Origin of the sequence: Facklamia sp. 7083-14-GEN3 (assembly GCF_024742075.1) — a bacterium.
Lineage (GTDB): Bacteria > Bacillota > Bacilli > Lactobacillales > Aerococcaceae > Facklamia.
This window is the reverse complement of record NZ_JANSGD010000001.1, coordinates 171,060-197,806: the sequence shown is the minus strand read 5'-3', so window position 1 is coordinate 197,806 and position 26,747 is coordinate 171,060. Positions and strand designations below refer to the sequence as shown.

Below are 26,747 nucleotides of genomic sequence, written 5' to 3'. Positions count from 1 at the left end.
TATTGTAACATGATTCATCCAACTTCTCCGATTAAGCCTTATCGTCTGTCACTTATAATGTGCTATAATAGACAAAAAACAAAAGGGGGGGTACTCATAGATAAAAATGAACAGTTAATTCTTAAACTAGCCACTCTTGCTGGGACCCTCTTGATTCAATCGGAGGCTGAAGGTTATCGAGTTGAGCGGACAGTTAATCAAATTCTTTCATTGAGTAACTTTGACCAACCCGCTGTCTTCTCCTCCGCTTCCGGCTTATTTTTAACTTTACAAGATAGTCAGCTAAAAAAAGAAAGTCCGATGGGAAGCACTATTATAGTCCGAGTCAAAAACCGTAAAAATCATATACGCATTATTCATCAAGTCAATGACATTGTTTATAAATTATTAGATGAAGCAATTAGTCCACAAGAAGCTTATCTGCAACTAAATCAGATTCATGACCAAGAATATACGACGCACAATCAATTTGTTTGGACAATTCTTCTAATCATGTCCTTTGTTATCTTATTAGAAGGCGGTTTAGGCGATGTAGTGATTGCGCTAATCCCAACCATTATGATTTTATTTTTTAAACTATCAGAAGATGATTTTGGTCTCAACCGATTCGCTGTCAATGTCTTAATGACAAGTTCCTTGGCTTTTGTTTTGCCCATTATCCATTTATATGTAACTAACCGCTTTAACCTTAATATTGTTATTGGTGCTACTTTAATGCCACTTTATCCAGGAACGGCTTTTACCAATGGAATCCGTGATTTGCTTCGCGGCGATTACTCTACTGGTATAACTCGTTTAGTAGATGCCTTTAAGGAAGGTTTAAGCCTTGCTTTAGGGGTCGGAATTGGCTTAGCTATCTCATATGGAGTGATTAACTTATGGAATTAAATCATTTAATACTAAGACTCATCGCTAGTTATCTAGCAACTGTAGCCGCAGCTATCAATGTAAATGCTCCACGAAAATTTATTTATTGGTCAGGTATACCAGGAATAATTTCATATGCTGTTTATTTATTTGTTTTAAGTCTCACAAATACTTTCATCGCTACTTTTATCGGTAGTCTTATTGTAAGTATTATAGGCCAATGGATGTCACGTAAATTTAAAACCGTTGTTAACGTTTTTTACATCCCCGCTTTCTTTCTCTATGTACCAGGTATTGCCATTTATGAAACAGCAGAGTATTTCATGGAAAACAATTTGATTGCAGCTAGTCAGTCATTCTATCAAGCCTTAGTTACCGCCCTTGCCATTGGATTGGCTGTTTTTGTAGTAGACTCTGCCATGGATACTTATAAATATCACCTTAATAAACGAACACAATCCGAATAATCTATGCTTTATCTGTCAGTCTAAGGTTGGAGTTGCTTTCTAATCAAAAATGTTAAACTAAAAAAATAAAGGGGTGATTTTTTGAATAATTGGCGCCAATGGTTAAAATTAGTAGCTTCAGCCTTTTTGATTATAACTATCATTTTTATTTTTAATCAATTTATGCAATTATATCGTAATTTAGCATATATCCATCCTCTCTTAGCACTCGCAGTTATTCTAATACTAGCTATTATATTAATTTATTTTACTTTTCTAACCGTGAGAGAACTAATGAAGTTGCCTAAAGAGATAGATCTAGCAGATGGAGCAAGTCCTGAGGAATATGAAGAATATGTTAAAGATACTTTAACAAAACTAAACAAAAACCGTACATTAAAAGAATTAAAATTTGATTGGCATGCTCATGAAAAGTTATCAGTAGAAGAACAAATCCACTTGGCACATTATACTTTAAGAGAACATGGCTTAATGGATATCAAAAAGCAAGCTCAAATGATTTTCTTAACAACTGCCATTTCACAAAATGGTTCGTTAGATTCACTTACGGTTCTAGTTGTCTTAATCAAAATGGTCTGGCATCTAATCAAAGTGTATGACACTCGCCCAAGTTTCGGAAAAGTTCTTTCTATATATACTAATGTCGCCACTACCATTTTAATGGCTAGAGGTATTGAAGATTTAGATCTAATTGAAGCTCAAATGGAGCCTTTAATTTCATCTATTCTTGGGGGAAGCCTTTTATCCATGATTCCAGGTTCTGTTTCGATTACTAATTTAATAGCCAATTCGATTTTAGAAGGTTCAATCAATGCTCTATTAACCTTAAGAGTCGGAATTGTCACTATGAATTATTTGGGCAGTTTGAAAGATGCTGATAACCAAGTCATCAAGCGTTCTGCAACCATTGAAAGCACTAAATTGCTAGGTCAAATAATTAAAGATGGTAGCTTAAAGGTTGTTCAAACCATGGTTAAATCAATTAAGAAATCAGGTATTGAAAATAGCAAGAAATGGAATCCGTTTACAAAGTTATAATATCAATGCTAGCGATTTTCGCTAGCATATTTTTCTGAAAAAGGTTAAATTACAAGGGACTCTGTGCTATAATGCACTAAGTAAAAATAAGTATCTGGATTGGGGTTGATTTTATGTCATTTACAAGTTTAAAAGGTTTAATCGATGAAGCTAATGAAAGAGAACTTACCATTTCTCAAGTAATGATTCAAAATGAAATGGAGTTAAGAGGAATTTCTGAGGAAGAAATGTTAGCTGCTATGGAAGAACAGTTTGATGTCATGGTCAATTCTGTAAGAAAAGGTACCTTGGAGTCAGTTATGAGTCATACAGGTGTGACTGGCGGAGATGGTCATCGTGTCTTCGAATACACTCAAAAGGATAACTCCTTGGTCGATTCCTTCACTCTTAGAGTTGTCGCCAATGCGATGGCGGTTAACGAAGTGAATGCTTCAATGGGAAGAATTGTTGCGACCCCTACAGCTGGTTCTGCCGGTATTTTACCAGCTTGTTTAGTGCATATGCTTGATACTGGAAAGTTTGAAAAAGAACAATTAGTCCGTGCAATGTTTACTGCTTCTGCTCTCGGATTAGTCATTGCTAACCGGGCTTCAATTTCTGGAGCTCAAGGAGGTTGTCAAGCAGAAGTAGGTTCTGCGACTTCTATGGCTGCTGGAGCCTTGGTCGAATTAAAAGGTGGAACTCCCGAGCAGGTTGGAAACGCAGTGGGATTAGCGCTTAAAAATTCTTTAGGTCTTGTTTGTGATCCCGTTGCAGGTTTAGTAGAAATTCCTTGTATCATTCGTAATGGACTTCACGCCTTGACGGCAATGGCTGCTGCTGATATGGCCTTGGCTGATGTGGTTTCGATTATTCCTTCCGATGAAGTGATTGATGCCATGGATGCAATCGGTAACGAACTACCAGAATCCCTTAGAGAAACAGGTATTGGTGGTGTAGCCGGAACTCCTACTGCTCGCCGTATTAAAGAACAAGTATTTGGTAACTCCGATGAATTAGTAGCTGATGTTGAGGTTGAGTTGTCCGGAACAGGTGAAAAGATCTTAGAAGACGGAGTCAGCGCTTCTTACCAATCTGGTTTCGAAATCATAGGTCCAGTGATGGTGGGTCCTTCCTCTTCTCATACAGCAGGTGCTGTTCGTCTCGGTAATGTGGCGCGTCAACTTTTAGGTGAAGAACCAGAAGAAGTGGTATTTACCTTAATGGATTCTTTTGCTAAAACCTATCAAGGACACGGTACAGACCTAGCTTTAATTGCTGGCGTTTTAGGATATACAACGCGTGACTCAGAAATTGCTGATATTCGTGATATTGCTGAAGAACGTGGCTTAAAGATTAATTTCCTCGAACGTAATTTAGGAAACTATCATCCTAATACTGCTCGTATTCATATCTTCGGTCCAAATAACCATGTCACCATCATTGGTTCATCAGTAGGTGGTGGAAAAATCGAAATTAATAAATATGATGAATATGATGTTCGCTTTTCTGGAGAACGCCCTACTCTGATTATCCGCCACAAAGATAAGATTGGAACCATCGGACGTCTCTCAACCTTCTTGCAAGACCATGATATTAACATTTCTTACATGACGCACGAAAGAGCTAAAATTAATGGCCCAGCTATTACTATCTTTGAAATGGACCAAGAACTTAGTCAAGAAGATACAGATGAGCTACTCCTTCGCTTTAGCTTTATTGAAGATTTAAAGGCTATTTATGTGAAATAAATTAAAAACCTATTCCCCGATTAGGGAATAGGTTTTTTCTTATCGACCTTCGTATTCTTCGTCATTCCGCAATAAGTGACCATCCTCATCTTTTACTAAATAATGAACTGTGGCAAAAACAATAAAAATAGCTATGGCTCCTAATACTAAATCTTCCATGGTTTGAGCATAAATTAGCATTTTTCTTGCAATTACAAATAAAATTAATTCTAAGACTGCCTTAGGAGAGTGAAAGAGCAGCATAAAGATTAACTCAATACCTACTAAAAGTAACAAAGCATAGCCTAAAAAGTTTTGAAAAACGGAATAGGTCTCTATCACATCTGCTTGTAAGACTAAATAACCATATTTAAATAAATCAATCATACCTACGGCAACACTTAAAGTGATAGCCATAACTATTATCATTTCAAGTATCCGCGAATAGTCTTCGAGAGTGTGTTTCAATTTATCAATATTAAATTTCATTTTTTCGCTCCCTACAAAATTTTTTTACTGACCATTTACCAATCAATACTGCGTTCAATTGCTTTTTTATATGAATCAACCATTTTTTCTTCATGTTTAATTAATTGTCCTAAAGTTAATGTTAATTGTTGAGAATCCTCTAAACTATCCAGTTGATCCTTCTGATAGTATATATCTTGCCAAACCAATTCATGATCCAACTCTCTTCCGATCGTGTCTAACTTCTCATTAATTTGATGTTTGAGGCGAGACATCCGACTACTCTCTTGCAATTGTATTTGAGGTAGGAGTTGATAAATTTTCTTAAGTGGAATTTTTCTTTGCATATGACCCTGCCTAACAATACAATATTCTTTATTAAAAGGGCTGATTCCAGGGTAAATCCCATGAATTTGATAAACACCATCATATATATGATAAACACCTTTTTCAAACTCAGGTAAAAATACGCGTTTGAGACGATAAACCGGATCATCCCCCACTATCTCAGCCACCCACATTTTTTCATCACTATTTGGACTTAAAGTTAGTTTTTGAGCTTTAAATTCTTCGTTCAAATCGATTTCCTTTCAGTTGAAATAGGTCTTTCATAAATTCAGGAATTAAATTTATTAATCTGGAAGGTAGCACAATGTATGCTTTTTGATTAATTTGATTAGCAATAGCTGTGTGCATATAAGCAGCGATCAATACAGCACCTAAATGGGAGGAACACTGTCCCATCAAACCAGTTATCATTCCAGCTAAGGTATCTCCCATTCCTCCTATTGCCATTCCCGCATTGCCAGCAATGTTACTATAAGCTAATCCTGAAGGCTGATAAATCTCTGTTTGATGCGATTTTAGTACAAGTATGGCTTGATATGAATCTGAAAACTCCTGGGGGTCATTGATTTTACTCGCTTCTTGCATTTTTTGCCATTCACCTAGGTGTGGAGTGAAAATTAATTGTCCCTTGCAAGAATAAGGGCCTTCTTGAGCCCACAAGGTAATGGCATCTCCGTCAAGAATTAAGACTTGATCAGGTTGAATGCTTGATAAGGTTTCCTTTAGTAATTGTATACTTTGTTGGCTTCTGCCAAGACCTGGTCCTATTAACAGTTGATTTGCTCTCAGCATCCACTCTTTTCTTAAATCTTGATCTGCCCAATCACCGACCATTGCTTCAGGCGTGTGCAAATGACAAGCATTTATATTAGTCTTTGCAGTTAGCAAGCTTGTTAAGCCAGAACCCACATGAACACAGGCAGAAGTAGCTAACATTGCAGCCCCAGCCATCTGATCATTACCTGCTATGATTAAACTATGACCATAGTTTCCTTTATAACTATTAGATGGGCGAGGATCTATGAGTGATCTAATTTTAGTCAAGCTTAATTCGATCATGACGTCCCTCATTTCTTTGGATATAGTCATATATTAAGCTGAAATCTATTAACAAGCAAGTCAAAATGATGCGCTTACAAAGTAAAAAAAGATGAGGATAGGAATTCCTCATCGTTTTATATTTTTTCTTTTTATTTTTAATCAATCACAAGGATCGAAATGCCTACTGATTGAGGTCCGGCATGTACTCCTAAAACAGGAGTTAGTTCGGTTACAATCGAAGTTTCTGCATTAGCAATTTCTTCAGCTAAGTCCTTTTGTAATTGAGCGATTTCTTCGTTATTATTACCCGCAAAAAGAGCAATTTTGTAGCGTTTGGCTCCCTTTAATTTTTCTTTAGCTGCTGCTAAAAGGGTTGCATAAGATCTTTTCTTACCTCTTGCCTTGTTAATAATTTCAATCTCACCTTTTTGAATGGTTAATAATGGATTAATATTAAAGAATGTACCGATCATACCAGCATACTTATTAAACCTTCCACCCTTAACAACATACTTTAAGGTTCTAAATAAGGCATAAATACCAGCGTCAGCATCCACTCTATCTAATTCAGCTATAATTTCTTCAGCTGACTTACCAGCATCTCTAAGTTCAGCAGCATAGATTGAGAGTAAACCAGTGATTGAAGCAATATAGTCAGATTCATAAATGAATATTTCTAAATTATCATACTGTTCTTTAACCACTTCATATAATTGACGCATACCGGTCAATTTTAAAGAGGCAGTAATTACCACTGCTTGAGTATACCCCTTCTCTACTAACTGATCCAAAAGATCTATAATGTCTTGAATGGGAGGAATACCGGTCGATAAGACATCGTGATTTTGCATTTGTTTATAGAAATCCCTAGAATCAATGTCAATTTGGTCACGGTAATGCTTATCTCCCATTTGCAACATATAGTGGATGAGTTCAATACCATAATGTTCAGCAAGATCTGCCTTTAAATCTTGTGAAGTATCTGCAATAATAGCTAGTTTATTCATTATAATCTCCTATCTGATCGTAGCCACCTGATTCAATAATCAATTCGGCTAGTAATTTAGTGGCAAATGCATGTGATACTGCATTAATACCTTCAGTTTTTTTACTTATTTCAATTCCTTCAACAGCAAATGGACGATTTTGACCAACCGTTTTAAAGATACGCTGAACAGCATTATTAATCGAATTTGCAAATATATCAAAACCTTCTTCAATCGTTACACTCTTCATTTGGAGTTCAATGCCTCGCCGAACGGTTTCAATGGGCAAAATACGTTTGTAGATAGCAATGATAAAAAGGAATGCTATCTGTTGGCGCCCATACTTTCTGCCCTTAATTTTAGGGATTACACCCCATTTCGAATAATTTTGAATCATTGTGGAAGTCATTGCTACTTCGCCATTCATGATTGGATCCAAACAATCCTGTATATATTCTACCACTTCTTGGTTAAACATGGATTGTTTGGGTAATTCATCCCATAAAGGACAATGGAAAGCTAATATCTTCTCAATTTTTTTTGTCACTTAGCACCCCTTTATCTAGTTATCACTACTATATGTTACCATCTAAATGCTTTCTGTCAAGCTATTATATATTAAATTTAAGAAATAACTCTATATAAAAAAACTCGAGAAAATATCTCGAGTTCTTTTATTCTTCTAATTGACCATTATGATAGACTTCAGACACATCATCATCATCTTCTAAAGCATCAATAATAGAAGTCAGCACTTCGTAATCTTCTGTTGATAAGTTGACAAAAGTTTTAGGAATTAAGGTTAATTCAGCTGTATGGATCTCTAATCCTTCTTCTAATAAACCATCTCTTACCTTTGCTAATTCACTAGGGTCCGTATAAACTTCAAAAACTTCTTCAGAACTTTCTAAGTCTTCGCCACCTGCTTCTAAAACATGCATCAACATTTCATTTTCATCTAGTTTGTTCTTGTCTCTTTCTAAAACGAGATAGCCTTTGCGATCAAACATATAGTTCACCGTTCCAGATTCTCCAATATTACCGCCATTTTTATTATAAGCAATTCTAACATTAGTCATCGTTCTGTTGCGATTATCAGTCAATGCTTCAGTCAGAATGGCTACTCCTTGGGGTCCAAAACCTTCGTAAACTACTTCATCATAATTCTCTCCTTCACCTGATGTGGTTGCCTTTTTGATTGCTCGATCGACATTGTCGTTTGGCATATTATTGGCCTTGGCTTTATCCATAGCTAAACGTAAAGAAGGATTAGTGTCTGGATCTCCTCCTCCTTGTTTAGCTGCCATATAGATTTCACGTGATAGTTTTTGGAAGAGTTTTCCTCTTTTAGCATCCTGGGCACCCTTACGATTTTTAATATTATTCCACTTGGAATGTCCTGCCAATGCTATCGACTCCTTTCTTCTATTATAAATCTATTTCTAATAAGATTGGGGTATGATCTTGACGATCGCCCGAATCAATCATCTCAGATTTTTGGACTTTTTCAGCAATTCGATCACTCACTAAGAAATAATCAATTCTCCAACCTGAATTATTTTGCTTACTAGTTCGAACTCTTTGGGCCCACCAGGTATAAAGACCTTCTACTGGACCATGAACATGACGAAAAGTATCAGTAAAGCCTCTGTTTAAAAGATTAGTGAATCCTTGACGTTCTTCATCTGTAAAGCCGGCAGAAAAATGATTTCTGTCTGGATGAGCCAAGTCGATTTCTTCATGTGCTACATTAAAATCTCCTGCAGCAATCACTGGCTTCGCTTGATCTAAGCTCACTAAATAATCAGCATATTTTTCATCCCAAATCTGACGATCACCTAGTCTCTTTAACTCACTTCCAGCATTGGGAGTGTATACATTGGTAAGGTAAAAATTATCAAATTCCAGTGTTAGAATTCTACCCTCACTATCCATTGGATGCGGACAAGAAATCTCTGGGTAAGAAACTTCCGGCTCTAATTCTTTTTTAAACATAAACATTGTCCCAGCATATCCTTTACGAGCTGGTTCTTGAGATGAACGCCAAGCTATTTTATAGTTAGGAAATAGTTTCTCTATAACCTTTTTATGTTTTTTGGTTGGTCCCTTCGCAGATAGTTTAGTCTCTTGAATGGCTATTACATCTGCTTGCAAATCATTGATTTTAATCAAAACTTCTCGAGACATGATTGCTCGATTGGAATCACTGGTTAAGGCAGCGTTTAATGAGTCAATATTCCAAGATATAATTTTCATTTCATTCTCCTTTTTAATTGTTAGCATTCCTATTTTATCATATTCGGCCATGCTTCTCGAATAGACTATAAATCCTTTAAAAGTTTCAACTCATGATGTTTCCGATAGAAAGCTGGTATTAAAATAACTAATGAACCTAACCAAGCCATCGGATTTGATAAGACCGTTCCAGAAAACCCAATAATAGGTGTTAATACAAAAGCGGCAATAACTCTCATGATTAACTCAGCAATGCCAGCTACTGTTGGTATAAAACTTTCATTTAATCCTTGTAAAGTTGAGCGTAGTATAAATAAAAGCGCCAGTAACCAATAAAAAGGTGCTGTTAATAAGAAAAATTCTTGACCATATTGATGCAAGGTTAGGCCTGCTGATTGATCACCAAATAAGGAAGTAAAATACCCTCCTGTAAAAATAAGTAAGACTGCAAAAACAAAGGAAACTCCAAATGATAGTAGGATTCCCTGCTTGACACCAAGATTAATTCGACTATATTGACCAGCCCCATAATTTTGAGCACTATAAGTCGACATGGCAATGCCAAATGACATTAAAACTTGAATGACTAACTGATCTATTTTAGAAGCCGCTGCATATCCTCCAACTGCTTCTGGTCCAAGTGTGTTAAGAGCAGTTGATACAGAAATAGCACCAATGGCAATAATCGAAGTTTGGAAAGCCATAGGAAATCCTAACAGGCAGTGGTGGATTACTTCTTTACCATTCAGTTGAAAATCCCTGCGACTGACTTGTAGAAAGTAAATATCTTTATGGATGACATAGTAACAGATTAAAACAGCTATTAATTGAGATAAAATCGTTGCATAAGCTGCGCCAGCTACTCCTAGCTTAAAGTAAACAATAAAAAGAATATCGAAAAGAATATTTGCTATAGTTGTAATGACTAAAGCTACAACAGGTGTTCGACTATCACCTATTGCTCTTAAAATATTGCTCACCATGTTATACAAAACAGTGACAATCATTCCTGAAAAAATAATAATCATATAATCATAAGCATAGGTAATAATTGCATCGGGTGTTCGCATGAGATTCAAAATATCTTTTAAATACAGGATAGATAATATTGTTAATACCACTGTAACGGCTAATGCCAAGGTAATATTTATGGCAACACTGCGTTTAACCCTTTTAAAATCTTTGGCTCCAAATGCTTGAGCCAAAGGGATAGAGGTACCTGTAGTAAAACCTTGCGCGAATCCTAGAATTAAAAAGCCTAATGAGCCGGCCAATCCTACTCCTGCTAAAGCATTCAGACCTATGCTTCGTCCCACTATAAAGGTATCCACCATATTGTAAAATAATTGGAATAAATTCCCGATTATTAAAGGAATAGAAAAACGAATAATCTTTTTAATGGGTGATCCGGTTGTCATGTCATTCAATGGCATACCTCCTAAGTTTAAATACCTACTCAGTATAGGGAAATTTAAAGATTGCTTCAATGAAATGAAAACACATTCTTAACTAAAAAAGACGAACATTTAAATTTAACAAAAGATTATATGTTTTGATGCTCTTCCGAAAGACTATTATCTCTGATACAATCATTTCATCAATTTGAGGAGGAAATTAATGGATACTATTCGCAATTATTTTAAGTTTTCTGAGAACAATACGGATTTAGGGACAGAGATACAAGCAGGAATCACTACTTTCCTAGCTATGTCATATATCATGTTCGTCAATCCGGCCATATTATCTCAAGCTGGCATGCCTGCTCAAGGCGTCTTTCTTGCTACTATTTTTGCTGCTGCTGTTTCAACCTTATTTATTGGTTTGTTTGCCAATGTTCCCTATGCATTAGCTCCAGGAATGGGATTAAATGCTTTTTTTACCTATACGGTTGTTTTTGCCTTAGGCTTCACTTGGCAAGAAGCATTATCCATGGTATTCATTTGTGGAATCTTAAACGTTTTGATTACTATCACTAAAGTGCGTAAATTGTTAATCGTTTCAATTCCTGCATTCCTACAACACGCTATTTCAGCAGGTATCGGTATTTTTATCGGTTACATCGGTTTAAAAAATGCAGGCCTTTTACAATTCACCTCAGGAGCCGGCACTATTATTTCTGTGAATAATGGAGACCCTATGGCTGAAACGATCTCAGGTGGAGTGTTCAGCGTTGTTACAGATGGTGGCATTGTCCCTGAATTAGTTAATTTCACCCAGCCGGGTGCTTTGATTGCTGTTGTTGGTATCATTGTAACTATTATTCTAATGATGAGAAAATCTAAAGGAGCCATCTTAATTGGTATCGCTGTTACAACTGTACTAGCTTTCCTAACCAATGTGGTTGACTTGGGACAAGTTTCTTTCGCTGATAACTCTCTTTCTTCTGCCTTTGCTGACCTTGGACAAATATTTGGCGTTATTTTCACCAGTGCAGGCATTCCTTCGTTATTTGGCGATGTTACCCGCTTACCAATTGTTTTAATGACAATTTTTGCTTTCTCACTTTCTGATGTCTTTGATACTATTGGAACCTTTATTGGTACTGGTTTACGTTCAGGTATTTTCTCAAAAGCTGATCAATTGGCCTTAGAATCTGGCTCAGGATTCACTTCTAAGATGGATAAAGCTTTATTCGGTGACTCTGTCGGCACTATTTTTGGGGCAATCTTAGGTACTTCCAATACCACTACCTTTGTCGAGTCATCTGCTGGGATTGGTGCTGGAGGACGTACAGGTTTCACTTCAGTGGTTACCGCATTATGTTTCATCCTTTCAGCTTTCTTATCACCAATCATTTCTTTAATTCCTGCACAAGCAACGGCTCCAGCCTTGATTATTGTTGGAATTTTGATGGTTAGTTCATTATCTGATATTGACTGGTCGAATTTTGAAGATGCTGTTCCAGCATTCTTCGCATCTGTTTTCATGGGCTTAACTTACTCTATTTCTAATGGTATTGCAGCAGGTTTCATTCTTTATGGAATCATCAAAACAGCTAAAGGACAAGCTAAAGAAGTTCACCCAATTATTTGGGTATCCATTGTCCTCTTTATCATTAACTTCATTGTGCTAGCCATTATTTAAGAACAATAGTTAAAACACCTGCTTTCTTAAAAAGAAAGCAGGTGTTTTTTTGTTTAATCTTCTTGATTAATAATGCGGTAATATGCTTGAGAAGTTAGCTGGTAGAAAATCAGATAGAAAAGGATAAAGCCAATGACTACCCAAGTAAAATTAAGTAAATAATCTTTAAAATCATTCACTCCTAATATGCCAAGTAACTTAAATACAATTCGACTAGCATATAGATTGTGAATAACCGCGACGATTAAAGGTAAAAAGAAGACCCATAATACTTGTGAACGGATTGTTTTCTTAATTAATTGAATAGGCAAACCAACTTGTTTCATAATCTGATAATTCTTTTTATCTTCATAACCTTCTGATATTTGTTTGAAATATAGCATTAAAATCATACCGATAATTAATACACATGAAACAATCAAACCAATAAATAACAAACCACCATTCAGTTGGTAAAGATCTCGCTTGCTAGATGACTTACTTACAAAAGTCATTCCCTTTTGCTGGGCTAACTCTTGAACCAGCGATTCTGATTCTTTATTTATTAAATTAAAATACAAAGAACTGCTAGCTTTTAACTCTTTCGTCTCATCAATCGATAAATAACTTCTGAGAGCTTCCATTTCTTTTAAAGAGTTAACGCCTATATAAAATGAATCTGTTATCAGCATGCTAGGAATAATTTTTCGATTGCCTAAATGGACAGCATGCTTTTCATTATCCCCCCAATATATTTCCTCTATCTTTGATACATCTATCAAATGTGATGCAATGATCCATTGGTCTTCTTCAACCGACTCCTCAGGGAATAAATCTAAGTAATCACTTTTTAAACCGATAAGAACAAAGGCTTTTTTTCCATTTTCTACTTTTTGCTTTTGATTAGGTCCTAATAATGGATAAATATGATTCTCTTTCAATAGCACAGGATCCATGGCATCAGTTTACCACCGCATCCTCTTCAATCAAATCTAAAGAGCTTAATTCTGCTTGAAAACTAGTGAAAAGCTCCAGCTGATCATCTGTTGAAGTTTCAATATCCTCCATTCCTCTTAATAAAACTTGATAATCTCTAGGCATAGATCCTTCTGCAGCTGCTTCCATATTACGATAGGTGGTCAAAGTCATAGCCAAAACTATCATGACACCTGAAGCCAAAATGGTAATACTGGCTAAAGAGGTGGCATTTTTCACTACTCTTTGCAACATACCTGAAATACTTAGAAAGTGACTGGGCTGATAATAATACTTCTTATTTTTCTGCATTAGTTTTAATGCAAAGATCGTAAATGCCATAAAAAAGCTAAAGGTCCCAGCCATCACTAAGAATATGGCGATGAAAATCATTGATAAAGAATCTATAACACCTTGAGTAGTCAGCGCAATGTAATACCCCACTGATGTGGTGACAATACAAATTACCAAGAGGACCCAGCGATTTTTAGTCTTACCTTGCCCTTTGCGGCTCTCTTTCATCAATTCAAGTGATTTTAAGCGTTGGATTTTAAAGGCCGATAATAGATAAATGACTATATAAGTGCCTACCATTAATAGTAAAGTTTTAAAGGCTGTTGGTAAATCAAACGGATAGTCCATAAAATTGGCTCCCGTGTCCTTCATTAAGCGATTAAATATAACAAACAAAAAATTGCCACTTAAATAACCCAATAAAATACTAAATGAAGCGTTTAGTAAAAGGATAATAAGAAACTGAGTAAATGAAATACGACGTACATGTTTCTTGGCTAACCCTAAAATAGAATAGAGCCCAAATTCTTGCGTGAGTTTCTTTCGTATAAAGCTGGAAGCATAGATAACAATTATTATATTCAAAAGTGTTGCGAAGAAAACACCAATCATTAAAATTGAACTGAGACTGGGTGACCTTTCGATAATATACTGATTGCTAGTTAACGATAAAATAATATATTCTAAAGCAAATAGAATAATCGAAGCTAAGATGAAGGGTATAAATACTTCTTTATTGGACTTCATCGACTTGATGGCCGATTTGCGGATAACTGTCGACATACTTAACATCTTGCTTCCCTCCGTCCATTCAACATGGCTAAGGCGTTAGCGATCGCTTCTTGAAAATCAAGCGATGACTGTTGACCACGATATATTTCATGATAAATGACCCCATCTTTAATAAACAAAACACGGTTAGCAGAGGACGCTGCCTTTATGGAATGAGTTACCATCAATATCGTATTACCTACTTGATTTAATTTAACTAAAACTTGCATGATTTGCTCAGAGGTTTTTGAGTCTAAAGCACCCGTCGGTTCATCAGCAAGAATAATATCCGGTTGATTAATTAAGGCGCGAGAAATTGCAATCCGCTGTGCTTGACCTCCTGATATTTCATAAGGATACTTATCTAATAGTTCTTCAACTCCAACCAGACTAGCTACCCTTTCGAGTTTATCTTCCATTTCCGCAATTGATTTTTGCGATAAAACCATTGGTAAAAGAATATTATCACGATTAGTAAATCCATCTAATAAATTAAAATCTTGAAATACAAAACCCAGCTTTTCACGTCGGAAACTAGCAATTTGCTCTTCCCTAAGTTCTGATAAATCAAGATTATTTAACAAAACTCGACCCGCAGTCGGTTGGTCAAAAGTCGCTAAAATATTTAAGAGAGTTGATTTACCAGAACCCGATTCTCCCATAATCGCAAGGTATTCGCCCTCATTAATGGCAAAATCTACATCTCTTAAGGCGATGGTCTTATTTCCTCTGCCGCTATATATTTTTTCAATATGTTCTACACTAAGTAACATTCACTTGCCCTCCTAGAATTGATAAGTCAAGTATATAAGACGATATAGATGTCGACCTTTATCTTAACTTACAAATTGAAAAAGAACCTTACAATTTTGTAAGGTTAAGATGATTCTAGATTAAATTGAATGATAAAACGGCTTCCTTCACCCTTTTTTGACTGAACACTTACGGCTTGGTTAAGACGTTTACTAATTAAGCGCACCATGTATAAGCCTATACCTGAAGATTGTTCATTCAATAAACCATTGTGCCCCGAATAGCCCTTATCAAAGATTTTGGGTAAGTCTTGAGGATGAATGCCTCTGCCATCGTCTTCGATGACCAATTCATAGCTAGTTTGTCTCCATTTAATCCATATATTCCCTTTGGGACTATATTTTAAAGCATTGGATAAAATTTGCTCGATCATAATCTGACAAAGATTGGCCTCTGTTAAAACTTCTTGATGAATCGGTTGATAGTGCAAAGTAATGTCCTGATTGATGAACTGGTGTCGGTAACGCTTTAAGAGCGGTTGAATAATTTCATTCAATGGAATTCGATTAAAGATCATGTCTCTATTTGGATTAGTCACTTTGAGATAGTTTAAAGCTAAATTGGAATAGGATTCTATTTTGACTAATTCTTGATTAAGCAGCCCTTTCGACGGATCTTCACTTTCTTCTAACAGCATTTTAGTCGCTGCAATCGGCGTTTTTATTTGGTGGACCCATAATAAGAAATAATCTTCTAAGTCTTTTTCTCTATTTAATTGAATGTTCTTTTCAACTTGTGAACTTTGTAATAAAGCTTGGTATTTTTGCTGGTAACTTACTTCTGTTTGAAAATAAAACCATTGCCTGCCTAAATAAAGGATTAAAACAAGCACTATCAGTAAAGAAGGGATCATATAATACGTCCAATTTAAACGGAATAAATAAAAAACAAGGGCAAAAAGAGCTAATATAAATAAAACAAATAATATCAGACTCTTGTATTTATTTATGAATGCTTTCATTTTTTTGCCTCTTTTCTCAAAAGGCGATAGCCCACCATTTTTTTAGTACCTATTACGGGTCCGCGATTAAATGCTGTTAATTTTTTTCTTAAGCGTGAAATATTGACTGCTAGCGTATTATCGTCAATAAATTGATTTTCTTGCCAACAGTCATCTAGTATTTCATCCCTTCTAGCATAATCACCACTTTTTTTAAATAAAACTGCTAATATTTGATATTCAGTAGCGGTTAAGTCAATCATTTCTTCTTGGTATTCAATGCTTAAAGATTGAGTATTTAAAGTCATCTCATCAAAACTAAGATTAGGATTGCTGTCCGGTTGATAGTTATAACTTCTTCTTAAAAGGGCCTGGATCTATGCAACAGTCAACTGACGATCAATCGGCTTGACTATATAATCATCCCCACCCATCTGTAAGGCTACTAGCTGGTCCATACTTTCAGATAAGGAAGAAATAAAAATAATTGGGATTTGTGATTGAGCCCGCAGTTGACTGCACCAATAATAACCGTTTTGATAAGGCAAATTAATATCTAAGAGGACCAGATGGGCTTGCCAAGAAAGACATTCTTCGACAACATTTTCAAAGTCTTGACACTTTCTAACTTCAAAATGATGGTTAATTAGGGTCTTGGTTAAACCTTCGGCAATAATGGGGTCATCTTCAACGATAAATATACGCATCCCCATCTTCCTTTCTAAAATTGATCACGCACTTTTCTTAATTGGATGAAATCCTTCAAACTTTCTGCCTGTAAGAAAAGATTAATTTTCTTTACCACAGCCAAATTAGTCGGAAGACTCGGTAAACCCTTGGACCGTCTATCTTTGACGGCTTGTTGTTGGTTCATTAAATCTTGATTGTCGGGTTCGATTGTTAAAGAAAAGGCCAGGTTTGTTAAAGTGTATTCGTGTCCAGCGTATATTTGAGTTTCATCAGACAAGGCTTTTATTTTTTGAAGACTATCATATTGTGCTTGATAATCATTGGTAAATACGCGTCCGCAACCAGCTGAAAATAGGACATCGCCACAGAAAAGATGCTTATCCATTAAATAAGAAATATGTTCTGCACTGTGTCCCGGTGTTTTTAACACCTCAAATTCCCATCCATTAATCTCCAATCGGTCGCCATCTTTGACCACTTGATTGACTTGATCTTCAACTTCAATCGGTCCATAAACAGTCACTTCATGCTTTTGACTAGCTAATAATTCACTCAACCCTCCTACATGGTCTTCATGAAAATGTGTTAAAAGAATTGCTTTGACTTTTAGACCTGATGTTTGCAAGTAATCAATTAAAGGTTCACTTTCTCCTGGATCAACAACAACAACATCTTCCCCCGTTTTAATTAACCAAATATAATTATCTTCTAGAGCAGGAATTGCTTTTATATGCATGATTATTATCCTTTCTAAAATTTGTTTTGTTCGTGATTAATTAACCAAGCTTTTTTGTCAATACCGCCACTATAACCGGTCAAATCTCCAGAAGCAGATATGACACGATGACAAGGTATGATCAACAAAATAGGATTGGCTCCTATTGCCCCTCCTACAGCTTGTGCAGATGCTTTTTGTTTAGTTTCATCTTCAATCTTTTTGGCAATCTCACCATATGTCTTAACATGTCCGAAAGGAATTTGAATTAATTGGTGCCAAACCTTTAGACGAAAAGGAGTTTGAAATAAAGGATTGATAGGTATTGAAAGCAAATCCACTTTTTCCCCTTTAAAGTATTTATCTAACCAGTTAATAAATACTGCGAATTCAGAACTATCGGAAGGTAACGTTGGTATGATCTTTGGTAAATTCTGCTCAATTTTCTCACTATTAGAAAACCAAATTCCAGCCAAATCCTTATTATCGATCAAAATTTTAATCTCACCAATTGGACTCTTATAGCTTGTTAAGAACATGATACCTCCTTTATCTCTTTGTCTTAGCTTAATCCTATCAGAAAAACTTTGTTGAATAAACATGAACCTACTTCTTTGGTCATTGAGGATTTTTATTTATTTATAGATTATTACTTTGTATGTTAAATAAACCAACTTTCTTTGGTTAAATCGATCCAAAAGCGTTTGACCCATACCCCTTTTTCCAACCGTTGATCTTCTAATAAACCGCCCCACTTTTCAATGGTCGCTTGAGAGGCTATATTGTTTGCTCGACAAGTAATTAAAATGCGTTCTTTTCCTAGTTCATGCGCTTTCTTTAAAACCTCACCTAGCATCCAGCTTGCCACACCTTTACAGCGATAGTCTGGATGAACCACATAGCCAATCTGGCCCCCAGAGTGAAGTAAATATTCATTCAGTTGAGGACGCAGATTAATGGCACCGATCATTTTTCCTTTGTCATTTATACATAGCCATTGAATCAATGGCACTCTACCAACAGGTAATTCTTTCCCTTGGGACCAATTCTTCATTAAGTCAATCCACTGATCTAATTTCCCATTATATCGGTGAAGACTTGAGGTCCCGGCAATCCATTGATCTGAATTGGGATAGCTGTCTAGAAATTCTTAAATTCTGTTTAAATCTCTTTTGTCAACTTGTTTTAAAAACATTTTTTCTCCTTATCCTCTTAGAACTTGATAGCTTATTGTTTATCACTTATGTTATAGTATTTCTAATGAAATAGTGAGGAGTGAACGCTTTGAAAGATATCGTATCCATTCTCTTGACCATCGCTTTAATTGCTGGTAGTAGTTATCACTTTTATAAACGGAGTCGCAATATTTTTGTAGAAGTCACACAAAGTTACTGGATTTGGACGCAATTAATTACTCTAGGATTATTAGTCTGGATTGGTTTTCAATTTGCTAATAGTATCTGGCATTATTTATTGGTTGCTTCAGCCATTCTTTATTTTATCTCTGGCCCATTAGCAAGAGGCATTTCAAAGTCTGACTTTTCCGTCTTTCGTGGAACTTTATCAATAATGATTCCCATTTCTTTTGCAAAGGTCGATCGTGTTGTTCTAACGAAAGATCTTGAAAAAAAACGAATTAATCTTTTAGGAAAGGCCAATAATCAGTATTTTGCCCAATCCTTTCCTTTAAGTGATGAAGGAAAATTAATTGCCCATTTAAAACAAGCAAATATTGAAGTGGATGTTCAAGATGTCACACGTCCTTAAATCAATGCCAGACAGCTATTGTCTGGCTTTTTTGAAACTTTATTACAAGTAATCTTTAGATTTTAGCCAAAATACAACCACAATACTGATTAATAAACTTAAAAGAATCGTCATAAAAAATCCAGATTCACTATTTGCAAATGGAAGAGGTACATTCATTCCCCAAAGTCCACCAATAATTGTTGGAATAGTAAGAATGATCGTAATTGAAGTCAAAACTTTCATTACATTGTTCAGATTATTAGAGATTACATTTGAGAATATATCACTTAATTGATCAGTAATTCGCATTCCCTCATTAACCATTGATTCTGCTTGATAGGATTCAATCAAGACATCATGCATTAGTGACTTCAAAGCAGGCTTAGACTGAAATCTTTCATCTTGACTAATTTTTTCGAGAACTATTCGATTATTGTGAACAGCTGTTTTAATGTATGCCAAGCTTTTATCGAGTCTCATAAGACGATAAAGTTCTTTGTTTTGAGAGGAATATTCAATATCTTTTTGCATATCTTCAATTTCTTCATGAACCCAGGCTAAAACTTTAATGATTTCATTTTGAATTTTCCAAAAAACTTTCATTACCATTTCTTCATAGCTTAACTGAAAATTTTGATCAAACTGTTTAAAAAGATCTGAAAAATATTTAGGATCTTCTTTAAAAGTAACTAACAATTGTTCATCTGCTTGAACAAGCGAAATAGCTCGGGTCTTATACTCGTAATCTTCCCTATTTTTAGATTGCGGTAATAAATACTGTAAAACAACAAGATAAGACGAATGTTCTTTATTATTTATACAACCTTCTATACGAGCAATTTCGAAGGGGTCGTTAACACCTTTTAAGTAGTCATTGGGAATGTGTAAGTTTCTACAAATATTTTCCAACTCATGATCGTCTAGTCCTTGATATAGCTGCCAATGAAAATTTTTATCCATTTACTCGATCTCCTTTTAATCTAATGAAATTTCTCATTTGATTAGGTAAGCTCCTCATAACGAAACATTTAAAAATTTATCCTAATTAATGTTTGAGCTTAATTTATTATAAATAAACTATGACTTCAAATAATATTTCATGAAATACTAACTGCATAAATTTCATTAATACGTCTTGTCAGAAAAATTCAGATAACCTAAAATAAATTAGGAGGCTTCTTATGAAAAACACTTATACTTCTATCAAAACGCTCTTACTTTGCGCCCTCACCGGATTAATAACTGGCTGTGTAATAGCAGGTTTTAATCTTCTTATCAATCATCTTGCAAATTTTTCATACTCTTTATTATCCCTCTCGCATCAAAATTTAACAAATCTTATCATTTATAGTTTGTTTATTCTAGGTCTAGGATTCTTTACAGCCTATAGCTTGAAAAAGGAACCAGCTATCGGAGGATCAGGTGTTCCAAGAGTTAATGGCCTACTTCACAACCGTTTAAATCAAAATGGGCTCACCGTTTTATTTTACAAATTTTTTGGTGGAATGACTGCTATTGGCTCTGGCTTAACACTAGGAAGAGGAGGCCCCTCTATTCAAATTGGTTCTACCATCGGGCAAATTATGAGTAAGTCTTTTCGTAGCGATTCCTCTATCAGTCGTTACCTAATAGCCGGCGCGGCAGGTGGAGGAATGGCGGCTACTTTTAATGCACCTTTATCAGGACTATCTTTTATCTTAGAAGGTTTATTCTATAAAACAAGTAGACCATTATTTGTTTATGCTGGTATAATCGTGCTGTTTGCTAATCAAACAGCCAATAGCATTTTAGGCAATCAACCATCTATTATTTTGCTTAGACAAGCACAACTTCCAAACAATTTATTAATAACCTGTCTTGGCTTGGGACTTATTACAGGTCTTTCAGGTGTATTGTTTAACTTGGTAGTGATAAATGGGAAAAAACTTTATCAAGGATTATCAATTCCTCAATGGCTAAAATCAATCCTACCTTTTATTTTAACCGCTATGATACTCTATTTTGACCGTAATTTATTTGGTTCTGGAGCTAATTTAATAAGTTTTCCAATCGGCGAGAACCCTAATCCTCCCTACCTAACTTATTTATATTCGATGAAGATATTATTATTAGCATTCGCTTTTTGTTCAGGCATACCTGGAGGCATTTTTTTTCCATTATTATCCATTGGCGCTATATTAGGTAATCTCTATGGCAGCCTCCTATATAATTTAGGACTGATTCCCTCTGAGCTTATAATCTATCTTGCTTTATTTGCAATGAGTGGACATTTTTCCGCAATTGTACGAGCGCCGCTCTCGGGTATTTTTTTAATTCTTGAGATGACTGGGGTCTCACTCCCTTGGTTATTTCCTATTACCTTGGTCACTTATTCCAGCTATTTAGTAGCTGAATTACTAGCAAGTCCCCCCATTTGTGAGAGCCTTCTTGATCTTATATTGGTTAATCTATCTCAAATCAATCATTCAAAAAAGTCTGTTCCTCTCTAAAGAGAGAACAGACTTTTTATATTGCATGGTATATTTAATGGGACCCCACTGTATTTGCTCAATTTAAGCTAACTGTTCGCTTGATTAATTAGTGGTATTCTTTCCACAATAAATAAACAAAAGCAACAAAGAAGAGTAACCCTGATACCTGCCATAAAACATAATTCATAATTCCAGCAATAACTAACTTGCCAAAATCTTTATTTAATGGATAAAACCCTAAATACTGGGTATCTGCTGTTGATTGCATACGCTCTTTTAAAGTATAAATAATTAACATAATGGCCAATGGAAACAGAATAAAGTTACTTAATGCCTCAAATCCATTGATAGCAAAATAAATAAATGAAGCAACAAAATTATAAATCCAAAAACTCTTTTCAGCTCTTTGCACATATAAATTAAGTGGGATCATATTCATCTTCCTTTCTATGGTTTAATTATACTATTTCATACTCATAATCTAATCAGACTTAGGACCTAAAAGAAAAGGAAACGAGTATTTTAATAAATGCAACCACACGTTGCCACTTTGCCAATTGTAATTTGTAGCTAAGCAAACAGCCTATTTGATAGAATTAGGTAAAGATTCAGATAAGAGAATTTATCATGACATTTGGTGAGCGTATTCAGACTTTAAAAAAGAAGCAAGACTTATCTCAAGAAGAACTTGCAAATAAAATTGATGTCTCACGACAAGCTATCTCTAAATGGGAAAGTAATCAAAGTAACCCGGATATAGAAACATTGTGGCTCTGAGTGAAGTTTTAAAAACTTCGACAGACTATATCCTTAAAGGAAGTTTAATAGATAATCCAACCTTTCAGAGTAAAAATGATACTTTTATTTTGGCTTTTGCCTTTATATTTTTCATCTAAGTTGGACTTTTGACTTACTCAGCCAATCGATTTCGTTATATTGAGATTTTTTGGATAGCTATATTGGCTGGCAGTGTAGGAGAAAGTATAGGATATATTGTTCAACTTATGTTAAATAAAATTATAAAGATAAGTAATTAGACAGCATTAAAGGTAAGTCCTTAATGCTGTCTCACTTTTAAAACTCTTTTTTATTATAAATTCTAACAGAGATAAAATAAGATACCGGTAGTATGATAAGAAAAACAAAACTCGCTATTATAATTAAGTGTGATAATTCAATTGCTCTAATAGATTCTTCCAATTTGAGCATCGAAAATTCTTTGCCTGATTTTGCAAAAAAGTATTGAATTACTAATAATACACTAATCATAACATAGATATAAACGTTAAATAACATTTCTTTATAGAATCTCAAAGGATATCCCAAGCATGAAGACATAATGCAACTTAACTCTAATAATAATATATCATTCAAAGTGAAGCTTCCGAAACCGTTATAAAGATTAAATAAACATGATATTATTAATAGGTAAAGCGATTTCACCCAAATAGAATGAAAATACTTAGCTAATACAATCTTTCTGCGTTCAATAGCCAATGAATTTATTAAAAAATTTTCTTTTCGATAGTCTATATTAGATCGTAAAGGTACAGTATCTAATATCAGAATCGTAAAAACTATTACTTTTATGATTTCTACTTTTTCAAAGAAAATTATTGAGACTATAAATAAAATTGAGAATTGTACTAAATCATTCTCTTTATTTACAATAAATTCCTTGTTCAAAATTGCTTTCAAAATAACTCCCTCCTTATTATTTAAAAGCTAAATTCGATCTAAACATTTTATTTAAAAATCTTTTTTAGCGTATGACCGAATAGCAATAATTAAAGAAATCGCTAGCGAAACTATTAATAAGATACTCAGCGGTTTTAATAGATTGAGAATCGAAAATTGATTGGCAAAAACATTAAACCCTCCAAGCACTTGATTATAACCTTCTCTGACATCGGACATTATTAGTGAAATTATTTGAAAAAATAGAATTATTCTATAAGAACCTAAAAACCCTTCTCCAAATACATGATAAAACATATACCCAATTAACATAATTTCGATTGAGATGATAAAAGAAACAAAAATCTCAGTCAGAGTATAGGCTTTAAAGCCAGGAATAAAGTAATTTAATAAAATCACTAAGACATAAAAAATAATCGCAGTTGAAAAACTATAAATGTATTTAGCTAAAACAATTTTATAAGGTCGTACAGGGAGACTATTTATTAATGTGCCGTTTCTCTTAAAATCATCATTTATTGTTATAAATACTGGACAAAAAAGTGTGAAAGAGATTGGAATCACAATTGGAATCTGGATTGAATTGGATAAAAGAAACCCAACCAAAAGTAAACCAATAAAGAGAAGTCTATCTTGCTTATAATTTATTAAAAACTCTTTATGTAATATACCCTTCATAAGTTCTCCTTTCAGTCCATCAGACTAACCATTATCTCTTCAAGATTGGCCGGATCAATAATCACTTTCTGTCCAAATAATTCTCTAAAAAGCTCATAGTTTGAAGATAGGCCTTCAAATCCGACTGATGTTTCACGACATGAAATTAACTGTTTTCTTAATTCATCATCTAATAGTTCATTAGGCCCTTTGACCAATTTGTATTGATTAAGGATACTATCTTTTTCTTTGCTAAAGAATAATTTACCATGATAGATCATTGCAATATCATCAGCAATCTTCTCCAAATCGGTCATAATATGACTAGAGAAAAAAACAGATTTTTCAGAATCTTGGATATAGTCAAACAAAATATCTAAAACTTTATTTCTTACGATAGGATCCAGCCCAGAAGTTGGCTCATCAAGAATAATCAACATAGGATCATGCGATAAAGCAATGGCTAAAGAAAGAGCTACTTTCATACCCGTTGAAAGTTCTTCTACTTTCTTAGTTTTTGATAACCCAAATGATTTGGTGTAAGACCAGTAGGTTTCCCAATCCCAATTTTTATAAAAAGGCGCGATCATTTTTCCCGTTTCTTCCACTGTTAAGTGATCATAGAAATAATTCTCCGCATAAACAAAGCCTATCTCTTCTTTAATAGCCACCGCATGCTTTTTAAGATCCTTACCAAAAACTTTAATGGATCCACTTTCTGCTTTCACAAGTCCCATGATTAATTTTATGATAGTAGTTTTTCCAGACCCATTCGGTCCAACAAATCCAGTCACATAACCTTTGCGAATCTTTAAATCTAAATTGTTAATTGAGAAATCAGTAAACGTTTTTGACACTTGATTCATTTCAATCACAAATTCTTCCATTATTTACCCTCCTTATAAACTCTTTCAACCAAATCTTTTATTTCTTCCAAACTGAGGTCAATCATTGCACTTTCTTCAATCAGATTTTTAATTAATATTTCCATTCTTTTTAAGTATTTCCTCCTAATGAAATCATGGTCTTGCTCAGCTATATAGGTGCCCTTACCGACCACTGAAGTTACGTAACCTTCTCTTTCGAGGTCTTCATAAGCTCTTTTAGTTGTGATTACACTAACTTTCAAGTCTTTAGCTAAGCCCCTTACCGAAGGAAGTAAATCCCCTACTTCCGCATCACCATTTAAAATTGCTTGGATAATTTGTTCTTTAATCTGTTCATAAATAGGTTTAGGATTTAACTTTGATATTAAAATGTTCATTGATTCACCTCACCCCAACTGTTATGTGTATATATACAGTATATACACATTGGATATTTTTGACAAGTTTTTTCATCAAAAAAAGCCTCCATTCTTATAATAAAGAATTGGAGGCTTAAACAAAATTTTATTTAGTTGATGTTAATATTAAACACTATCATCAGCCAACCTATTAAATTATTGAAAAAATGAAAAGACATTGAAGCGACAACATTTCGCTCGTACTTCCAATAAAAATAAGTAATGACCAAACAGGCTGGTAAATAACCTATAGCATCAGATAATGTAGTCATATGAAAACCTGTAAACAAAATAATTGATAAGACCGTCATTAAAATTTTAGATTTCTTTGACACTAGTTTGGGTGATCCTATAATCGAATGGCGATATATAAGTTCTTCAACAAGTGGAGCAAACAAAACAACCATAAAAAATGTTGTATAGAGTGGAAACAGCTCAATCATTTCTGTAACAGTTTTTTGGTTTACACCCAGTTTATCGAAATCAATATACGGTCCAAATATTTGAAATAAAAGATTTCTTATAATTACAATAAAAACATAGCCCAAAATAATTCGAATTAAGAAAGGCATTATGGAAGTTTTTTGCTTTAACTCGATAAAATGTTTTTTTAATAAATTATTATATAAAGTAAGTGCGATAAGAAAAACTATACTCATTCCGATTAAGGCTAACCAAAACCAATTAGTTGATTCTATCCCTATTAAAACTGCTAAGGCTGGAAAAACAAACATAAAAAAAACGTAACTAATAATTAAAATGATATTCTTTTTTTTCATATAAACTCCCTCATTGTTTCTTCGTTAAGAATAACATACTATTATGTTAATAAAAAGATAATAATGTGTATTTTTAAAATAATATTTCTTTTAAGATTATTTGTTTTTTAACCATCAAAAAAGCCTCCATTCCTAAACTAAGGAATTAGAGACTTAAACTTTTATTTCATATACGTTACTAATTGATGCTCATCTGTTCTTATTAAACCATTTTTCTTATAAAAATTTTGCGTTTTATCGGTAGAATCGGTCATCAATATAATTTGCCGAACCGCTTGGTATTCTTTTAATACCTTTTGTAATAACATACTACCTACACCTTGTCTTTGATAATCTTCAAGTATTAAAATATCTTGAATATAGATAATGGTTAACCCATCTCCTACTACACGGGCTAAGCCAATAAGTTGATCACCCTCCCAAGCTGTCCAAACTTTTAAGCTATTTTGGATCGCTTTTTCTAAAAGCTCTGGTTCTTTAGTGTAGGCTGTCCAAAGAACATTTTCATAAAGAGCTAAAATTTGCTCAAATGGAAGCAGTCCATCTTCTTTAATTACAATATTGTTCATTAAAGTCCTCCTTAAATATACTAATTAGTATGACAATTTTTAAGTTTATTTTTATTCATTATAGTGAATATATTCAATAATAAATATTTTTTTGTTATAAATTTCTAAATCATTGTATT

33 protein-coding genes are annotated in these 26,747 nt (G+C 34.3%); 8 read left to right on the top strand and 25 right to left on the bottom strand.

Annotation, left to right across the window (positions count from 1 at the left end):
* The first annotated feature begins 57 nt into the window (after nt 1-57).
* The 4 genes from NW240_RS00890 to sdaAA all read left to right on the top strand — a co-directional run bounded on the left by NW240_RS00890 (nt 58) and on the right by sdaAA (nt 4,102).
* The gene (locus tag NW240_RS00890; RefSeq protein ID WP_258435545.1) at nt 58-888 is read left to right on the top strand and encodes a threonine/serine exporter ThrE family protein; all 831 of its coding nucleotides are present in this window, start codon (nt 58-60) and stop codon (nt 886-888) included.
* A complete protein-coding gene (locus NW240_RS00885) occupies nt 879-1,334 on the top strand; it encodes a threonine/serine exporter family protein (RefSeq protein ID WP_258435544.1) in 456 nt (151 codons plus the stop codon). Before NW240_RS00890 ends, NW240_RS00885 begins: the two co-directional genes overlap by 10 nt.
* 81 nt (nt 1,335-1,415) lie before the next feature.
* A complete protein-coding gene (locus NW240_RS00880; protein ID WP_258435543.1) occupies nt 1,416-2,372 on the top strand; it encodes a YcjF family protein in 957 nt (318 codons plus the stop codon).
* A 113-nt stretch (nt 2,373-2,485) separates the two neighbouring features.
* Nucleotides 2,486-4,102, top strand: coding sequence for an L-serine ammonia-lyase, iron-sulfur-dependent, subunit alpha (gene sdaAA / locus NW240_RS00875; RefSeq protein ID WP_258435542.1), 1,617 nt, complete (start codon nt 2,486-2,488; stop codon nt 4,100-4,102).
* Nucleotides 4,103-4,141: 39 nt separating this feature from the next.
* Here the strand turns inward: sdaAA and NW240_RS00870 are convergent, their stop codons facing one another.
* The 8 genes from NW240_RS00870 to NW240_RS00835 all read right to left on the bottom strand — a co-directional run bounded on the left by NW240_RS00870 (nt 4,142) and on the right by NW240_RS00835 (nt 10,577).
* Nucleotides 4,142-4,570 (bottom strand): hypothetical protein, encoded by a 429-nt coding sequence (locus NW240_RS00870; protein ID WP_258435541.1) that lies wholly within the window; start codon nt 4,568-4,570, stop codon nt 4,142-4,144.
* Between the two features lie 35 nt (nt 4,571-4,605).
* Nucleotides 4,606-5,127 carry a hypothetical protein gene (locus tag NW240_RS00865; RefSeq protein WP_258435540.1) on the bottom strand — a complete coding sequence of 174 codons (522 nt, stop codon included), beginning with the start codon at nt 5,125-5,127 and terminating at the stop codon, nt 4,606-4,608.
* Nucleotides 5,111-5,956 (bottom strand): NAD(P)H-hydrate dehydratase, encoded by an 846-nt coding sequence (locus NW240_RS00860; RefSeq protein ID WP_258435539.1) that lies wholly within the window; start codon nt 5,954-5,956, stop codon nt 5,111-5,113. The genes NW240_RS00865 and NW240_RS00860 overlap by 17 nt, the downstream gene beginning before the upstream one ends.
* Before the next feature lie 137 nt (nt 5,957-6,093).
* Nucleotides 6,094-6,945 carry a DegV family protein gene (locus tag NW240_RS00855; protein ID WP_258435538.1) on the bottom strand — a complete coding sequence of 284 codons (852 nt, stop codon included), beginning with the start codon at nt 6,943-6,945 and terminating at the stop codon, nt 6,094-6,096.
* Nucleotides 6,938-7,471, bottom strand: coding sequence for a DUF1836 domain-containing protein (locus tag NW240_RS00850; RefSeq protein WP_258435537.1), 534 nt, complete (start codon nt 7,469-7,471; stop codon nt 6,938-6,940). The genes NW240_RS00855 and NW240_RS00850 overlap by 8 nt, the downstream gene beginning before the upstream one ends.
* Nucleotides 7,472-7,598: 127 nt before the next feature.
* On the bottom strand, nt 7,599-8,330 hold the full coding sequence (locus tag NW240_RS00845; protein WP_258435536.1) for a YebC/PmpR family DNA-binding transcriptional regulator: 732 nt from the start codon (nt 8,328-8,330) through the stop codon (nt 7,599-7,601).
* A 22-nt stretch (nt 8,331-8,352) separates the two neighbouring features.
* Nucleotides 8,353-9,180, bottom strand: a complete 828-nt coding sequence (locus tag NW240_RS00840) for an exodeoxyribonuclease III (RefSeq protein WP_258435535.1) — start codon at nt 9,178-9,180, stop codon at nt 8,353-8,355.
* Between the two features lie 65 nt (nt 9,181-9,245).
* On the bottom strand, nt 9,246-10,577 hold the full coding sequence (locus NW240_RS00835) for an MATE family efflux transporter (protein ID WP_258436256.1): 1,332 nt from the start codon (nt 10,575-10,577) through the stop codon (nt 9,246-9,248).
* Between the two features lie 199 nt (nt 10,578-10,776).
* Between NW240_RS00835 and NW240_RS00830 the strand changes: the two genes are divergently transcribed.
* Complete coding sequence (locus NW240_RS00830; RefSeq protein WP_258435534.1) at nt 10,777-12,243, top strand: NCS2 family permease; 1,467 nt, start codon at nt 10,777-10,779, stop codon at nt 12,241-12,243.
* A gap of 53 nt (nt 12,244-12,296) precedes the next feature.
* Here NW240_RS00830 and NW240_RS00825 read toward each other — a convergent pair whose 3' ends face one another.
* The 9 genes from NW240_RS00825 to NW240_RS00785 form a co-directional block, all read right to left on the bottom strand.
* Nucleotides 12,297-13,178, bottom strand: a complete 882-nt coding sequence (locus NW240_RS00825) for a hypothetical protein (RefSeq protein WP_258435533.1) — start codon at nt 13,176-13,178, stop codon at nt 12,297-12,299.
* A 4-nt stretch (nt 13,179-13,182) separates the two neighbouring features.
* Nucleotides 13,183-14,283 (bottom strand): FtsX-like permease family protein, encoded by a 1,101-nt coding sequence (locus NW240_RS00820; protein WP_258435532.1) that lies wholly within the window; start codon nt 14,281-14,283, stop codon nt 13,183-13,185.
* Complete coding sequence (locus NW240_RS00815) at nt 14,277-15,035, bottom strand: ABC transporter ATP-binding protein (protein WP_258435530.1); 759 nt, start codon at nt 15,033-15,035, stop codon at nt 14,277-14,279. The genes NW240_RS00820 and NW240_RS00815 overlap by 7 nt, the downstream gene beginning before the upstream one ends.
* A gap of 104 nt (nt 15,036-15,139) precedes the next feature.
* Nucleotides 15,140-15,928, bottom strand: coding sequence for a HAMP domain-containing sensor histidine kinase (locus NW240_RS00810; protein ID WP_258435529.1), 789 nt, complete (start codon nt 15,926-15,928; stop codon nt 15,140-15,142).
* Between the two features lie 104 nt (nt 15,929-16,032).
* Entirely contained in the window at nt 16,033-16,323 is a 291-nt protein-coding gene (locus NW240_RS00805) for a winged helix-turn-helix domain-containing protein (protein ID WP_258435528.1), read from the bottom strand.
* 69 nt (nt 16,324-16,392) lie between these two features.
* Entirely contained in the window at nt 16,393-16,722 is a 330-nt protein-coding gene (locus NW240_RS00800; protein WP_258435527.1) for a response regulator, read from the bottom strand.
* Nucleotides 16,723-16,736: 14 nt separating this feature from the next.
* On the bottom strand, nt 16,737-17,441 hold the full coding sequence (gene gloB / locus NW240_RS00795) for a hydroxyacylglutathione hydrolase (RefSeq protein ID WP_258435526.1): 705 nt from the start codon (nt 17,439-17,441) through the stop codon (nt 16,737-16,739).
* Nucleotides 17,442-17,455: 14 nt separating this feature from the next.
* Entirely contained in the window at nt 17,456-17,959 is a 504-nt protein-coding gene (locus NW240_RS00790; RefSeq protein ID WP_258435525.1) for a methylated-DNA--[protein]-cysteine S-methyltransferase, read from the bottom strand.
* A 122-nt stretch (nt 17,960-18,081) separates the two neighbouring features.
* Nucleotides 18,082-18,483, bottom strand: a complete 402-nt coding sequence (locus NW240_RS00785) for a GNAT family N-acetyltransferase (protein ID WP_258436255.1) — start codon at nt 18,481-18,483, stop codon at nt 18,082-18,084.
* Nucleotides 18,484-18,704: 221 nt separating this feature from the next.
* Between NW240_RS00785 and NW240_RS00780 the strand changes: the two genes are divergently transcribed.
* Nucleotides 18,705-19,187, top strand: coding sequence for a hypothetical protein (locus NW240_RS00780; protein ID WP_258435524.1), 483 nt, complete (start codon nt 18,705-18,707; stop codon nt 19,185-19,187).
* 42 nt (nt 19,188-19,229) lie between these two features.
* On the opposite strand, the gene NW240_RS00775 is transcribed toward NW240_RS00780, so the two are convergent.
* Complete coding sequence (locus tag NW240_RS00775; protein WP_258435523.1) at nt 19,230-20,129, bottom strand: magnesium transporter CorA family protein; 900 nt, start codon at nt 20,127-20,129, stop codon at nt 19,230-19,232.
* A 221-nt stretch (nt 20,130-20,350) separates the two neighbouring features.
* Between NW240_RS00775 and NW240_RS00770 the strand changes: the two genes are divergently transcribed.
* Nucleotides 20,351-21,658 (top strand): ClC family H(+)/Cl(-) exchange transporter, encoded by a 1,308-nt coding sequence (locus tag NW240_RS00770; RefSeq protein ID WP_258435522.1) that lies wholly within the window; start codon nt 20,351-20,353, stop codon nt 21,656-21,658.
* A gap of 88 nt (nt 21,659-21,746) precedes the next feature.
* Here NW240_RS00770 and NW240_RS00765 read toward each other — a convergent pair whose 3' ends face one another.
* The gene (locus NW240_RS00765; protein WP_258435521.1) at nt 21,747-22,073 is read right to left on the bottom strand and encodes a hypothetical protein; all 327 of its coding nucleotides are present in this window, start codon (nt 22,071-22,073) and stop codon (nt 21,747-21,749) included.
* A gap of 194 nt (nt 22,074-22,267) precedes the next feature.
* On the opposite strand from NW240_RS00765, the gene NW240_RS00760 reads away from it, so the two are divergent.
* Nucleotides 22,268-22,417, top strand: coding sequence for a helix-turn-helix domain-containing protein (locus tag NW240_RS00760; protein WP_258435520.1), 150 nt, complete (start codon nt 22,268-22,270; stop codon nt 22,415-22,417).
* Between the two features lie 297 nt (nt 22,418-22,714).
* On the opposite strand, the gene NW240_RS00755 is transcribed toward NW240_RS00760, so the two are convergent.
* The 6 genes from NW240_RS00755 to NW240_RS00730 form a co-directional block, all read right to left on the bottom strand.
* On the bottom strand, nt 22,715-23,338 hold the full coding sequence (locus tag NW240_RS00755; protein ID WP_258435519.1) for an ABC-2 transporter permease: 624 nt from the start codon (nt 23,336-23,338) through the stop codon (nt 22,715-22,717).
* A 51-nt stretch (nt 23,339-23,389) separates the two neighbouring features.
* Nucleotides 23,390-24,016 carry an ABC-2 transporter permease gene (locus NW240_RS00750; protein ID WP_258435518.1) on the bottom strand — a complete coding sequence of 209 codons (627 nt, stop codon included), beginning with the start codon at nt 24,014-24,016 and terminating at the stop codon, nt 23,390-23,392.
* An 11-nt stretch (nt 24,017-24,027) separates the two neighbouring features.
* Nucleotides 24,028-24,882, bottom strand: coding sequence for an ABC transporter ATP-binding protein (locus NW240_RS00745; RefSeq protein ID WP_258435517.1), 855 nt, complete (start codon nt 24,880-24,882; stop codon nt 24,028-24,030).
* Complete coding sequence (locus NW240_RS00740; protein ID WP_258435516.1) at nt 24,882-25,259, bottom strand: GntR family transcriptional regulator; 378 nt, start codon at nt 25,257-25,259, stop codon at nt 24,882-24,884. Before NW240_RS00740 ends, NW240_RS00745 begins: the two co-directional genes overlap by 1 nt.
* 131 nt (nt 25,260-25,390) lie before the next feature.
* Nucleotides 25,391-26,059: a CPBP family intramembrane glutamic endopeptidase gene (locus NW240_RS00735; RefSeq protein WP_258435515.1), complete on the bottom strand. Its 669-nt coding sequence runs from the start codon at nt 26,057-26,059 to the stop codon at nt 25,391-25,393.
* Nucleotides 26,060-26,220: 161 nt separating this feature from the next.
* Nucleotides 26,221-26,628: a GNAT family N-acetyltransferase gene (locus NW240_RS00730; RefSeq protein WP_258435514.1), complete on the bottom strand. Its 408-nt coding sequence runs from the start codon at nt 26,626-26,628 to the stop codon at nt 26,221-26,223.
* Between the last annotated feature and the right edge of the window lie 119 nt (nt 26,629-26,747).